General features: G+C 57.4%; 11 protein-coding genes. All 11 read right to left on the bottom strand.

What is annotated here, in order from left to right:
* The 11 genes from CKW19_RS17735 to flgJ all read right to left on the bottom strand — a co-directional run bounded on the left by CKW19_RS17735 (window position 1) and on the right by flgJ (window position 13,542).
* Window positions 1–1,194 carry a PAS domain-containing sensor histidine kinase gene (locus tag CKW19_RS17735; RefSeq protein ID WP_177408827.1) on the bottom strand — a complete coding sequence of 398 codons (1,194 nt, stop codon included), beginning with the start codon at window positions 1,192–1,194 and terminating at the stop codon, window positions 1–3.
* Between the two features lie 128 nt (window positions 1,195–1,322).
* The gene (locus CKW19_RS17730; protein ID WP_095059012.1) at window positions 1,323–2,798 is read right to left on the bottom strand and encodes a sigma-54 dependent transcriptional regulator; all 1,476 of its coding nucleotides are present in this window, start codon (window positions 2,796–2,798) and stop codon (window positions 1,323–1,325) included.
* A gap of 172 nt (window positions 2,799–2,970) precedes the next feature.
* Complete coding sequence (gene fliT, locus CKW19_RS17725; RefSeq protein WP_095059011.1) at window positions 2,971–3,267, bottom strand: flagellar protein FliT; 297 nt, start codon at window positions 3,265–3,267, stop codon at window positions 2,971–2,973.
* Window positions 3,268–3,284: 17 nt separating this feature from the next.
* Complete coding sequence (gene fliS, locus CKW19_RS17720) at window positions 3,285–3,680, bottom strand: flagellar export chaperone FliS (protein ID WP_095059010.1); 396 nt, start codon at window positions 3,678–3,680, stop codon at window positions 3,285–3,287.
* Between the two features lie 153 nt (window positions 3,681–3,833).
* On the bottom strand, window positions 3,834–5,219 hold the full coding sequence (fliD, locus tag CKW19_RS17715) for a flagellar filament capping protein FliD (RefSeq protein ID WP_095059009.1): 1,386 nt from the start codon (window positions 5,217–5,219) through the stop codon (window positions 3,834–3,836).
* An 81-nt stretch (window positions 5,220–5,300) separates the two neighbouring features.
* A complete protein-coding gene (locus CKW19_RS17710; RefSeq protein WP_095059008.1) occupies window positions 5,301–5,648 on the bottom strand; it encodes a flagellar protein FlaG in 348 nt (115 codons plus the stop codon).
* A gap of 74 nt (window positions 5,649–5,722) precedes the next feature.
* Window positions 5,723–7,147 (bottom strand): flagellin, encoded by a 1,425-nt coding sequence (locus CKW19_RS17705; protein WP_095059007.1) that lies wholly within the window; start codon window positions 7,145–7,147, stop codon window positions 5,723–5,725.
* A 247-nt stretch (window positions 7,148–7,394) separates the two neighbouring features.
* Entirely contained in the window at window positions 7,395–8,324 is a 930-nt protein-coding gene (locus CKW19_RS17700; RefSeq protein ID WP_095059006.1) for a ketoacyl-ACP synthase III, read from the bottom strand.
* A 314-nt stretch (window positions 8,325–8,638) separates the two neighbouring features.
* The gene (locus tag CKW19_RS17695) at window positions 8,639–10,222 is read right to left on the bottom strand and encodes a flagellar hook-associated protein 3 (protein WP_095059005.1); all 1,584 of its coding nucleotides are present in this window, start codon (window positions 10,220–10,222) and stop codon (window positions 8,639–8,641) included.
* 13 nt (window positions 10,223–10,235) lie between these two features.
* The gene (gene flgK / locus CKW19_RS17690) at window positions 10,236–12,248 is read right to left on the bottom strand and encodes a flagellar hook-associated protein FlgK (protein WP_095059004.1); all 2,013 of its coding nucleotides are present in this window, start codon (window positions 12,246–12,248) and stop codon (window positions 10,236–10,238) included.
* 10 nt (window positions 12,249–12,258) lie between these two features.
* The gene (flgJ, locus tag CKW19_RS17685) at window positions 12,259–13,542 is read right to left on the bottom strand and encodes a flagellar assembly peptidoglycan hydrolase FlgJ (protein ID WP_095059003.1); all 1,284 of its coding nucleotides are present in this window, start codon (window positions 13,540–13,542) and stop codon (window positions 12,259–12,261) included.
* Window position 13,543 lies beyond the last annotated feature (1 nt).

The raw sequence follows: 13,543 nt of genomic DNA, 5'->3' as shown, positions 1-13,543 counted from the left end.
TCACTCCGCTCCCTGAGTGCCGATGAACAACGGCAGAATCACTTGCGCACACGTACCGCGACCGAGTCGCGAACGCAGCTGCAATTCCCCTTGATGAGCACGCGCCACGGCTTTGACCACGGTCAGGCCAAGCCCCGTGCCAGTGGTTTTAGTGGTGAAAAATGGCTCACCCAATCGCGCCAGCACGGCATCGTCGATACCACTACCGCTGTCGCTGACACACAGGCGCAGGTGATTGCCGCGGGTATAGAGATGGACTTTCAGGCGCAGATCGCCGGCGCTGGCCTGAATGGCGTTTTCGATCAGGTTGAGGATCGCTCCGACCAGGGTGTCGCGATTGCACAGCAACTCCCCCGCATGGCTGTCGCACTGCCAGCGAATCGGCAAATCCTGCACATGCGTCAACGCTGCGGCCTGCAGCGATTGCATCAACTGGCCCGGCGTCACGCGGTCAGTCAGCGGCAGTTCACCGCGAGCGAACACCAACATGTCACGCACCTGATGCTCCAACTCGTGCAAGCGCTCCTTGAGGCGCCCGGCAAAACGCTGCTGGGTCGCGACCGGCAACGCTTGCTCGGTCAGATGGCTGGCGTACAGCAACGCAGCCGACAACGGGGTGCGAATCTGGTGAGCCAGGGAAGCGACCATGCGGCCGAGGGAAGACAGTCGTTCGTGGCGGGCGAGTTGATCTTGCAGGTGACGGGTTTCGGTCAGGTCGTTGAGCAGCACCAACTGACCGGGCTCAGCATCCAGCGAACGCGTGGCGATCGACAGGCGCCGACCATCCTTGAGAGAGACTTCATGGCCGTCGTCTTTGCGCGGCGCAAAGCAGCGGGCGATGACATGGCGCCACAACTCGCCTTCGAGCGGCAGACCAAGCAAGTCGCACGCCGCCGGATTCGCTTCGCGCACGATGCCCTGGGCATCAATGACAATGACGCCGCCCGGCAACAGATCAAGAAGGTTTTGCAGACGATTGGCCAGGCGCTCTTTTTCGGCCAGCTCCTGCATGCGCTGAGCACTGACCACCGCCAACTCGCCCTTGAGCTCGGTGACCCGGGCCTCAAGCATGCTGTAGGAGTCGGTCAATTGGCTCGACATCTGATTGAACAGCGTCAAGGTCTGCTCAAGACCCAGCCGGCTCGCCTGCTCTACGGACGACGATCGCCCCAAGGCAGCAGGAACAGGAGACATCTGGGCGGCTTGGGGCATCGTGTTTTCTCGCTTGGCTGACCGTCAGTTAAACGGAACGTTGCGAGGGACGTAGCAATACCCGTGCCTAAAAAAAACCGCTTGAAAATGAATGAGTTGAAAAACAGGCGTCAATCATCCGCCTGTTCATCTCCATCACGACGGCTCATGCCGTACTTGCGCATCTTCTCCACCAGCGTGGTGCGCCGGATACGCAGCCGCTCAGCCGCACGCGCCACGATGCCATTGGCATCATCGAGCGCCTGCTGAATCAGCCCTTGTTCCAGCCCGCCAAGATAATCCTTGAGGTCCAGACCTTCCGGCGGCAACAGGGCGCTGGCGGCGAAGTCCTGAGTATGACCGTTGATGGCCACGCGCTCTTCCAGATCGCTGCGCAGGCTGTCGACCATCTGCTCGTCTTCATCGTCGACGTAGCGGAATTTCTTCGGCAACTCGACCACGCCGATGACGCCATACGGATGCATGATCGCCATGCGCTCCACCAGGTTGGCCAGTTCGCGGACGTTGCCCGGCCAGCCATGTCGGCACAGCGACATGATGGCGGCGGAGTTGAAACGGATCGAACCGCGCTTCTCGTGCTCCATGCGCGAGATCAATTCGTTCATCAGCAGCGGAATGTCTTCGACGCGCTCACGCAGCGGCGCCATCTCGATCGGGAACACGTTCAGGCGGTAGTACAAGTCTTCGCGGAAGGAGCCGATCTCGATCATGCTTTCGAGATTCTTGTGGGTGGCCGCGATGATGCGCACATCGACGCTCTGGGTCTTGTTGCTGCCCACGCGCTCGAAGGTGCGCTCCTGCAACACGCGCAGCAGCTTGACCTGCATCGGCAGCGGCATGTCGCCGATTTCATCGAGGAACAGGGTGCCGCCATTGGCCAGCTCAAAACGCCCGGCACGGCTGGTGATCGCTCCGGTGAACGCGCCCTTCTCGTGACCGAACAATTCGCTTTCCAGCAGCTCTGCCGGAATCGCCCCGCAGTTGACCGGCACAAACGGCGCTTCGCGGCGCTTGGAGTGGTAGTGCAGGTTACGCGCAACCACTTCCTTGCCAGTCCCGGACTCACCGAGGATCAGCACGCTGGCGTCGGTATCCGCGACTTGCTGCATCATCTGACGGACGTGCTGAATCGCCCGGCTGGTGCCGACAAGACTACGGAACAGATTGGGTTCACGGTGACGACCGCGCTCACGGGCCTGGTCGTACATCTCGCGATAGACCTGGGCACGGTGCAGCGAATCGAGCAGTTTGCTGTAGCTGGGTGGCATTTCGAGGGTCGAAAGCACACGGCGACGCTGGTCCTCAGGCAAGTCAATGGAAGAATTATCGCCCATTAACAAAACCGGAAGGAACTCATCCCAGGTTGCGAGTGTCTTTAACAGGCCCGGAAGTGCACCAGGAGCGTTAACCGTCCCGATAAGGACACAGATGACTTCACGACTTGATGACAAAGAGCCAACAGCCTGCTGCCAGTCATGGCTGCCGCAGGGTAAATTTTCTTCACCAAGAAAATTTAAAATCACCGCCAGGTCGCGGCGGCGGACGCTATCGTCATCAATCAGCAGAATTTTGGTTTCACGCCACATGCAATAGCAACTTCCCTAGTCAACTCAATGCCCAAAATGCTGGGGCAAGCTAAACGCTTGCAGGCCTGATATGCCTGAAGACGACTGAAATCTGGAACCAGCCACTAGTTAAGTCAAAAAACCGTGCACAGTCAAATTTATGGCGCGCTTGTTTGGATTAACCGGGGATTATTTAACCAAACAGATGGTAAACCTTTGCCGCGCTCCTCGCTTGGTTGATCTGCGACATCTCATCGACTATCGCCTGACGCTCACCCATCGTCGCCGTCAATAAATCCTTGTACACCGCCAACAACCCCTCCAGATTGCTGCGCACAGCGTCTTCATCAACCGGCGCTTCGCTGAGCACCTCATCAACGCATTCCCGACAGGCCGCATCCAGTTCACCGATGGCGTCCCAATTGCGCGCTGCCAGGGCGTCGACCAAGGCTTCACGGGTTTGTTCGATCCGTTGGAGTGCTTGACTCATGACGTCATCCTCGGCCGTCAGGCCTGTGGGGTGCCGATTGCATCCCAGCCGCTTTTAAGGGTTTCGAGCAACCCCGATACTTCGTCGATGATTGCTGCGTCATTACTGGTGTTAGCGTCCATCAACCGGTTGGTCATGTAGGCGTACAGACTGTCGAGCTGTTCGATGGCGGCAGGGTCTTCGGTCTTCTGCGGGTTCAGGCCGTCACGAAGCCCGATGAGGATGTCTGTCGCCTTACCCAGCATCAATCCTTTGAGGGCGATATCACCGCGCTCAAGTGCACCCTTGGCCTGGGCCATGCGATCCAGTCCACCTTCCATCAGCATCTGCACCAGGCGATGAGGGCTCGCTTCAGAGATCTGGGCATGGGAATTGACCTTCTGATATTGGCGAAGGGCTCTCATGGGGTTCATGTTTCTACCTCGTGACAGACAACAACTGAAAAAGGGACTGCTCTAATCTTTATGTCGACTGAGCGACGCATAACTTTAACGCAGGCTCGCCATCAAAGAAAAAACCCAGGCACCGTCACGACAGTCTGCCTGGGTTTTTCATGCCCGCAACGATCAGTCGTCTTTCTGATTATTCAGGGCATTGAGCGTTGTCATGATGCTGTCGCTCTGGGCGCGCAGCTTTGCTACAAGGGAGTCCATGGCGTTGTATTTGGCCGAGAGACTGGCCTGCAGGAGCGTCATGCGCTCATCCAGAGTGTCCTGCTGCTTCTTCAGATCGGTCAGGCTTTCGGTCAGTGTTTTCGAGCGCTCAGCCAGAGTACCAGTGGTGGCTTTTGCATAACCGTCCGTGGCAGTGGTCATGCGCGCGAGCAAACCGTTGCTACCGTTGAAAATACTGGTGATGTCCGCCGCATTGGTGGTGACCGCCTTGTCCCACTTCTTGTCATCGATGACCAACAGGCCAGTGCTCGAATCCGTACTGATACCAAATTGAGCAATGGATTTGAACGTGCCTGCACCAGACATCGAGTTCAATTCATTGCGCAACGAACTCATCAGGGTGCGCATCGAGGAATCGCCGGTCAACGCGCCAGCAATTGGATTACCATCTGCCCCTATCGTGACTTTGGTCTCTGCACTGATTGCCTTCACCAAAGCATTGTAGGTATCGACAAAACCTTTGACACCAGACTTCAAGGCCGAATTGCTGGTAGCCACAGAAATGGTTGTTGGAGTCGGCTTTGTGGCGCTGGCGGCCGTTGGCGAAACCGACAACAACTTGATACTCACACCGCTGACAGCTTCAGCAATCGTGTTGCTCTTGGACTGCATCTCAATGCCGTCGATGCTGTACTTGGCATTTTTTGGCTCATCGATAACCCTTGCACCAAGATCGAGACCAGAGTCACCCGACAAGGTCAGATCAGAGCCAATGCCCATGGTTGTGGAGGTCAACACCAACCGCGAGCCCGTCGAGTCAGTCAGGATGTTGGCGCTCAACCCGGATGTAGAGAATTGCGTATTGATCGAGTCGCGCACCTGCTGCAGCGTCGCGCCCCCAGGAATACTCAAATCATAATCTTTACCAGATTGGGTAATCGTCAGGGTTTTCGGCGTCGAACCGCTGTTGACGACTGAAGAGGCGCCGCCAGCGAAAGTGCTGGTCGACAGTTTCGAAGCGCTGGCCAACTGAGTCACCACCAGGGCAAAACTGCCGGTAGAGGCTCCATTGCCCGCCGTCATGGTGGCGACCTTTTCATCCGAGGATGAAGTGATCATGCCGCGAAAACTGTTATCGGTGCCCATGCTGGCCAAAGCGCCACGGAAGGCATCAAGCGCCGCCTGGATCTTGCCGATCGACGACAGCGTGGTGGTTGCTTTCAACGTCTGAGTGTTGATCTGCGTCTGCTTGGGCACTTTTTCAGCGTCAACCAGAGACTTAACAATCGCCTGGGTATCGATGTTCGAACCGACACCGCTAACCGTTGAACCCGCCATCGTCTTTCTCCTTATACAGTGGCTGCCGCTTTCTTGGCGAAGTGCGCCTCAAACGCGAACAGCAACAAAATTCATGCCAGCTCAGACCTTGTCGTCAAACAGCAGGCTGCTGGCTTGACTCAGGCTTTGTGCCAGTTTCAATGCGGTTTCCGAAGGGATCTGCCGAATCACGTCACCGCTCTCGGTGGCGATAACCTTGACCACGACCCGGCCGGTGGAATCATCTATGGAAAAATCCAGTTTGCGCTGGCTCGCCTGCACGAACTCGCGAATATCGGTAACAGCCTTTTCCAGCTCATCACGCTTGGGCTCTGTCGCCGTTTTCGCGACTGCCTCAACCTTGGCTCGGCTGACCGGATCCGCCTGCACAGGAGGATTTTGCGGGGCTGCAACCGAATAAGACTGGTTCAACTTGACACTCATATCCATGTCCAATCTCCTCATCACGAAAAAGACAAAAGGGCACGTAAACGCGCCCCTCTGTCACTCACCAAGCGCTGGTATTACTGAAGCAGCTTCAGTACAGCGGATGGCAGTTGGTTAGCTTGCGACAGGATGGCGGTCGAAGCCGATTGCAGGGTTTGTTGCTTGGTCAGCTCTGCAGTTTCAGCAGCGAAGTCCACGTCCTGCACGGTAGAACGAGCAGCGGTGGAGTTCTTCTGGATGTTCTGCAGGTTGTCAGCAGTGGTGGTCAGACGGTTTTGGGTAGCACCCAGACCCGAACGCACGCCGTCGATGGTACCGATGGCCTTGTCGATCACAGCCAGCGCGTTTTGGGCTTTGGTAGCATCGGTCACGTCTGTCTGAGCGATGGTTTTCTTGGTCGACGAAACAGTCGCACCAGTGAACACATCCGAGACGCCGGTAGTGGCGTCGCTCAGCGAGTAGCCTTTGGCGGAGTCGAGGGAAACTTGACCGGTAACAACAGTCACTGCACCAACCAGTGCTGTCGGGGTAGCGAATGCGCCGCTGCCATCTTTTGCACCAACTTTGATGTTTGCAATCGCGTTAGCGTCAGCGCCCGAGAAAGTCAGGTTTTCGCCCGAATCGGATTTTACCGAAAGGCTTTTGTTCACTTCGTCATAGTTAACGCTGATACCGAGCTTGGCTGCGTTGGACTTCAGCTGGTCTGCCAGGCCTGCCAGATCGGTGACACCGACGAAGTCAACAGTACCGCTGTTGCCCACTGCCAGCTTGAAGTTCGCCGGTGTAGCGGCGCCCACTTCCAGCTTGACTTCAGTGCTGGCAGTAGCAGTCAGACCACCAATTGCACCGTTCAGACCAGTGGCAATGTCCTTCGCCGAAGCAGCAGGAGCATATGCAACAGTCTTGGTTTGGCCGTTACCAGTAACAGTGATGTTGCCGCCAGCCAAGCCAGTAGCGCTCGGTGCGATTGCCTTACTTTTGATCTGCTGCGAACCGATGTTGCTGGCTGCTACGTTTTCCAGACTCAGGTTGATGGTTTCGTTGGCGTTGGCGCCGACCTGGATAGCCTTGGTACCGTACGAACCGTCCAGCAGCTTCTGGCCACCGAAAGTGGTGGTTTGGGAGATACGGGTCAGTTCAGCAGTCAGAGCCTGGTATTCGTCGTTGTTCGACTTACGGTCGTCAGCGCTCAGGGAGCCGGTAGCCGAAGACAGAGCCAGGGTACGCATTTTTTGCAGGATGTCAGTCGAGGCCTGCATCGCGCCTTCAGCTGTTTGCGCGATGGAGATACCATCGTTCACGTTCTTGACCGCTTGACCCAGGCCGTTGATCTGGCTGGTCAGGCGGTTAGCGATTTGCAGGCCAGCAGCGTCGTCTTTGGCGCTATTGATACGCAGGCCGGAAGACAGGCGCTGCATGGAGGTAGCCAGGGCGCCGCCGGCTTTGTTCAGGTTACCCTGGGTGCTGATGGAAGCGATGTTGGTGTTTACGGTTAAAGCCATGACGAAATCCTCGTTGGATGGATACTGCGGCTTCCGGCCCTGGCAACCGCCTGGTGTGGCCTAGAGAACCTACGTAATAGTTATCGTCGTGGGACCCGTTTGCTTGAGCGGTTTTTTCGAATTTTTTAGTGGCAGCGTGCCAGCCCTTTATATTCAAGGCCTTAGAGCCAGAAAGTCGGCGCCAGTAAAACGCAAAACGCCCGGGCATTTAAATGTCCGGGCGTTTTTTTTGCGTCGATTCAGTCGATCAACCGCGATAGAGAATTGCCGAGCCCCATGACAGGCCTACGCCGAAGCCGCTGATGGCCACGCGCGTCCACTTGGAATCGAACACGTGGTTCTGCAACAGCAGCGGAATACTCGACGAAACCGTGTTGCCGGTTTCGAGCATGTCCTTGATGAACTTCTCAGGCTCACCCTCTTCGAAGCGGCGCGCCACGGCATCGACGATGGCCGCGCTGCCCTGGTGGATGCAGAAGGCATCGATGTCGCTGGCCTGCAAATTCGACTCATCCAGCAGTTCATGCAAATGCGCAGGAACTTTCAACAAGGCAAAGTTGAACACCTGGCGGCCATTCATGAAGAACACGCCGTCGCTGACTTTCAAGTGTGGCGCGCCGGACCCGTCGGTGCCGAACTTCGATTTACCCAGCTGCCAGACCGCGTTTTCGCCCATCCAGGTCGCAGTGGCGGCATCGCCGAACAGCATGGTGGTGTTGCGGTCTTCCGGGTCAACGATCTTCGAATACGGGTCGGCAGTGATCAGCAGGCCGTTTTTCAGCCCTGCCGCTTCCATGAAGCCTTTGATCGCATAGATGCCGTAGACGTAACCCGAACAGCCCAGGGAAATATCGAACGCGGCAACATGGGTCGGCAAACCCAGTTTGTCTTGAACGATTGCAGCGGTGTGCGGCAACCCTTCTTCATCACCGTTCTGGGTGACGACGATCAGGCAGTCGATGGCTTCACGCTTGAGCTCGGGACTGGCGGCGAACAGCGCTTTGGCAGCCTCGACACACAGATCGGATGTTTCCTGATCGGCACCCATGCGCGGCAGAAATGCCGAACCGATCTTGCCAAGGATGAAGGTTTCATCCTTGTCGAACTTTGCACCCTGGGCGTAATTATCAATCCCGGCTGCCGGCACGTAACTCGCTATATTTTTTATGCCAATCATTATGGCTTCCCAATAATAAACAGCTGAACATCGCCGCTCGCTGAATCGAGGGCGTCTACAGTCAGGGTCTGGCCCCCAGAAGAGGCAACGTCGGGGCTCAAACAAACACCTTGGACAGCCCCGCCACCTTCACCGCCCGCAGACAGGATACAGTGAAGATGCGCGTTTTGACTGACGGGTCACTCAGAGATCGCTGCTTTATTTGATTTTGTGGTCCGGATTGCGCCCCGCACTGCTTTGCACGCCCCTGAAAAAAATGCAAAAAAAAGCCAGCCCCCGATTACAGGGACTGGCTTTGATCGGTCAAGACTGACTTAAAGTTTGTTGAACAGGCTCAGCTGGGAGACTTTCGCAAATGCCAGTTGCGCGGCCTGCAGCATGGTCTGCTGCAAGGTCAGACGGGTCAGCACTTCAGCTGGATCGGCCTCCCTGATCGATGACTGCGATGAGGTATTGATCAAGTCGGTGCTTTGGATCGAATCACGCTGCATGTCCATTACATTGCCCCGGGCGCCGATGGCACCACGCGCCAGGTCAACCTGGTTCTTGGCATTGCCCAGATTGGCAATCGACGAAGCGATGACGCTACCCAGATTGCGCTGTGCCGCCGGATTGCCTGCTGTAGGAATCTCCAGCGCTTGGCGTAATTGACTGATCGTGTCGAGTACGTTCTGCGTCTGGTGGGTATTGACCGAAATATCGAACTGGTCGCCTGCGGCCGGCACCGACGGTGCTCCACCCAGGGTAAAGCTGACGCCAGCCGCCGTTGCTACGCCAGCCACCACGGTTCCGCTGGTGACCGGGGTACTGCTGCTGGTCAGTGGACGGGCGTACAGCTCGAAGGTCCCGGGTGCAGTGAACTTCAGGATCGCCCCGCCCTCTGGAAAAAAGCTCTTGTAATCGACGGCGTTGGTCACCGATGTTTGACTGATCACTGCCGTCGACGTGTTACCCGGAGCACGGTTACTGACAAAACTATCCGGTTTGGCCGCTAACTGGAAACTGTGACCCGCGATCACAGCATCCGCATTGGCGGGCGTGTCACTCGCCTGAAAGGTGATGTCCAGCGCAAAGGTCACACCACGAAAACTGATGTCGGAACCGTCCTTGTTGTTCGGATCGAACGCCCCCCCGCCGCTCGCTTCGGCAGTCACGTCATTCCCCAAGGTATCCTTGATCACAAACGCTGTACTGCTGGTGAACGAGAGCGTGTAAGGCTGTCCATCGCGGAAACCCGAATCAAACGCCGGACCGGAGTTAACCAGGCCGGAAGACACGGACACTCGCCCGTCATCCACGGCTGGCGCTGTCATGGTAGTCGAGCTGCGGGCTGCATTGATCGCCTGCTGGAAGACATCCCAACCGGTATCGTTGAGGCCTAGCGACATCGAATCGCCGATTTTCAACTCCAGCTGTGTCTGATCACCTTGATAGCTGTAGGTGCCATCACTGTTGCGCACAAAGGGTTGAGTCGTGTTGCTGGCACCGGAGAAAATGTAGTTGCCGTTGGCATCTTTGCTGTTCATCAAATTCAGCAATTGCTCTTCAGCCTGAGCAACTTCCGCTCCGATGGATTTGCGGTCGTCATCGTTCAACGATGCTCCGCCCGCACGCACCGCCAGCTCGCTGACCTTTTGCAGCACGGTATTGATGCTGTCCAGTACGCTTTCTTCTTGCGCCTGTGCCGTGTTCAACACGTTGATGTTGTTGGTGTACTGGCCAAGCATCGATTTTTGCTGTTCGAGTTGCAGCAAGCGGGCCGCACCGACTGGATCATCCGCCGCAGTCTCAAGCTTGATGCCACTGCTGGCCTGCTCGGCAGTCTTCATCACGTTGCTGAGGTTGCGCTGATAGTTCGCAGCCGTGGTCGCGTAATACTGTGCTGTAGAAATGCGCATGTTCTACGGCTCCTTAAAGGGCATTGATCAGAGTGCTGAAAATTTCCTGCGCAGTCTTGATGATCTGCGAAGAGGCCGTGTAGTACTGCTGGTATTTGGTCAGGTTGCCTGCCTCTTCATCGAGGTCGACACCGGAAAGCGAGTCACGGGCGTTGCGTGCCCCGGTCAGGATGGTGTCGGTGGCCGTGCCATCCAGTTGAGCCTGCTTGGTCTGGGAGCCGACGCTCGATACCAGTCCACCATAAGCCTCGGTAAAACTCACGCCAGGACTGGTGGCAGTAGCACCCACCGTCGCCTTGGTCTGCAATCCCAGCAGCGACTGGGCATTACGGTTGTCGGTGCTGCCCGCCGCTGTCATGGCAATGTTGAAACTGTCGCCTGAAGCGGGGCTACCACTGACGGTCATCCCCACATTGAAGGTTTTGGCATTGCCACCGGCATCGGTGTAAGGCACTGCGATACTCAGGTCGTTATTCTGGCCTGGCACGATGTTGCCGGTGCCGATGCTGTTGCCCTTGGAATCGAACACTTCGTAGGCGGTGGCGCTGGTCATCAGCATGCGCACGGGCATTGATGCCTTGACCGCCGTCTGCACTTCCAGGCGCTGGACCGGATCGTAGATATCCAGGGTGGTGGTCAGGTCCGGCTGGCTGACAGCACCGGTGCCGTCATTGCCCGACGCCTTCGTGGAGGTCAGAGGAGCGGCGGTAGCCAGGGTTTTGGCGTCGGTCATGACCGTCGTCATGTCCGCAGCGCCACTGCGGGTCGGGGTAATCTTGAAAGAGTCCCCGACGGCGACCGAACCGCTGTTCAGGCTCAGGCTGAAACCATCGATGACCGGATCGGCCGCAGGAGGTGTGGCGAAGGCGAAGTTACCCATGTCGGTGTTATCCGACAGTCGACGCACGTTGTAGCCCGCAGCAGTGACCGTCACTTGATAGTCACTGGCTTGCAGCTTGCTGGTGTCTTTGATGGTGACATTCAGGTTGCCGGACGCCGAATTGTTGTTGGCGTTGGCAATGCTGCGCTGACTGATGGCCGTCGCGCTGTTGATGTTGTTGAACAGCGCCGCACCGAAATTGCCGTTCTGATCCAGGCCTTGACCCAGTTGTTTATTGACTTGATCGGCCACGACCATGGCAATACGCCCCAGGTCGTTGACGGCAGGCGTCAGCACTTCGCTGCGATAGCGCAACAACCCACCCATCTGGCCACCGCTCATCACGCTGGTGATGTCGATCGACGAACTGCCACGGTCCATGATGATCGATGAGCGAGTCGGGTCGGTCGGATCGGTCGCCACGCGCAATTTGTTGACGGTGTCGCCGACCACCAGCGGCTGGCCGCTGCCCAGGTAAATATCCTTCCGACCATCGGTTTCAGTGACCTGGGTGCCGACCAGTTCGTTGAGTTGACGGATGGCTTCATTACGCTGGTCCAGCAGTTCGTTGGGGGTACCACCCGAACTACTGACTTCACCGATTTTCTTGTTGTAGGCGGCGACGGTCGACGCCAGCTTGTTGACCTGATCGGCCATCGAGCCCAACTGATCGTTGATATAGGTGCCCTGCTGCTTCAATTGCTGGGACATGGCATTGAAGCGGCTGCTCAAGCCTTGGGCATTGGTCAGCAGAGCCTGGCGCGAAGCATTGTCGTTCGAGTTGCCGGACAAGGTTTGCAGCGACGAGAAGAACGACTGCAACGTCTTGGTAATGCCGGTGCCGCTGTCTGACAACAGCTTGTCAATTTGCGTGGCCTGGCCAAGATAGGCCTGCGCATCGCCATTGAGCGAAGTGGTGGTTTGCAGTTGCGCGTCAAGGTAGCTGTTGTACACCCGGCGCACATCCGCCAGGGTCGTACCGGTGCCGATGAACACATTGCCATGCTGAATAGAGCTTTTGGTGCCCTGAACAGTTTGCTGGCGCGAGTACCCGATGGTATCGACGTTGGAAATGTTATTACCGGTAGTCACCAACGATGCGTGGCTAGCGGACAAACCCGACATTCCGATGTTGAGCAAACTCATGGTTCAAACCTTATAAATTCGTTGAAACGCCCGCCGCAGCGTAGTTTTGATAACTCGTCATCTGCCTGGCTATCTGCGAAATCTTGCTTGCGTAGTCCGGGTCGGTTGCGTAACCGGCCTTTTGCAACTCGCGTACAAACTGTTCCGGGTTATCGGCCGACTTCACGACTTCTTGATAACGATTGTTGCTCTGCAACAACGTCACCAGGTCATGGAAACTGTCCTTGTAGGAATCATAGGAACGGAACTGCGCCGTCTCCTTGACCATCTCGCCATTTCTGAATTCGCTGGTGATGGCCCGTGCCGAGTTGCCCTGCCAACTGCTGCCGGCCTTGATGCCGAACAGGTTGTGGCTGCTGCTGCCGTCCTGAGCACGCATGACCGACTTGCCCCAGCCGGTTTCGAGGGCGGCCTGGGCCACCAGGTAACGTGGATCGACGCCGATGCGGGCGGCGGCTTCCTTGGCCATCGGCAACATGGTGTTGACGAATTGATCGGAGGAACTGAAGGCTTTCTTCGCTGGCGCCAGCGGAATCTGCGCCATGGCGCGACCGTAAATCTGCATGCCGCCGCTGGAGGCTTGCTGCGCGTTGGCCAGCCAGTCGCCGTTGTACAACGGACCGGTACCGGTGGTGGTCGCGCGCTGCGGCAATGGGGTTGCGCTGACCGATGCAGCGGTGGTCGTTGCCGAAGGCACCAGCCCCGCGAGCAAGCGGTCGGCCAGTTTTGGCGGCAGCGCCAGACGTCGCTGATTGATCAGCGCCATGTCATTGCGATGGGCGCCCTCGCCTGCTTCCTGCGGCGCATGCACCGAGCGCGAAGCCCACAACGGACGCTGACCATTGACCCGCGACAGTGGCCCGTTGAGCGCGACCGTACCGGCGGCCACCGGCGTATGCACCGCTGCTTTCGCCGCCTCTTGCTTGGCAGCCGATGCGGCGGCGGCCTCGCCCGGGGCCATGGGTTTGTCCTTCGACATCTGACGCATCAGCACGTCCGCCAGACCGATACCGCCGCCTTCACGGGACATCGAAACGGCCAGCTGCTGGTCGTACATTTCCTGATACTGCTTGGCGGCTGGGGTGTTGAGCGGATTGTCCTGCCCCAGCGCTTCGGTCGCCGAGCGCATGGACTTGAGCATTTCTCCGAGGAACAGCGATTCAAACTCCTGCGCCACTTTGCGCAAGTTGCCGTCGCTGTTCTTGTCGCCGACCTTGAGCTGGTTCAGTCGATTAAGGTCCGAGTAGGAACCCGAATCGCTGCTGCTGACCAGACCGCTCTTGCGCATATCCATG

Source organism: Pseudomonas sp. Irchel s3f7 (assembly GCF_900187615.1).
GTDB lineage: Bacteria > Pseudomonadota > Gammaproteobacteria > Pseudomonadales > Pseudomonadaceae > Aquipseudomonas.
This window is presented reverse-complemented; position numbering and strand designations above follow the sequence as displayed.

Bases quoted from the DNA above. Each gene is read 5' to 3' on its own strand.
- CKW19_RS17710 (WP_095059008.1), bottom strand. From the start codon at position 5,648: ATGGATATGAGTGTCAAGTTGAACCAGTCTTATTCGGTTGCAGCCCCG.
- CKW19_RS17705 (WP_095059007.1), bottom strand. From the start codon at position 7,147: ATGGCTTTAACCGTAAACACCAACATCGCTTCCATCAGCACCCAGGGT.
- CKW19_RS17730 (WP_095059012.1), bottom strand. From the start codon at position 2,798: ATGTGGCGTGAAACCAAAATTCTGCTGATTGATGACGATAGCGTCCGC.
- CKW19_RS17700 (WP_095059006.1), bottom strand. From the start codon at position 8,324: ATGATTGGCATAAAAAATATAGCGAGTTACGTGCCGGCAGCCGGGATT.
- flgK (WP_095059004.1), bottom strand. From the start codon at position 12,248: ATGAGTTTGCTCAACATCGGAATGTCGGGTTTGTCCGCTAGCCACGCA.
- CKW19_RS17735 (WP_177408827.1), bottom strand. From the start codon at position 1,194: ATGTCTCCTGTTCCTGCTGCCTTGGGGCGATCGTCGTCCGTAGAGCAG.
- fliD (WP_095059009.1), bottom strand. From the start codon at position 5,219: ATGGCGGGTTCAACGGTTAGCGGTGTCGGTTCGAACATCGATACCCAG.
- CKW19_RS17695 (WP_095059005.1), bottom strand. From the start codon at position 10,222: ATGCGCATTTCTACAGCACAGTATTACGCGACCACGGCTGCGAACTAT.
- fliT (WP_095059011.1), bottom strand. From the start codon at position 3,267: ATGAGTCAAGCACTCCAACGGATCGAACAAACCCGTGAAGCCTTGGTC.
- flgJ (WP_095059003.1), bottom strand. From the start codon at position 13,542: ATGGATATGCGCAAGAGCGGTCTGGTCAGCAGCAGCGATTCGGGTTCC.
- fliS (WP_095059010.1), bottom strand. From the start codon at position 3,680: ATGAACCCCATGAGAGCCCTTCGCCAATATCAGAAGGTCAATTCCCAT.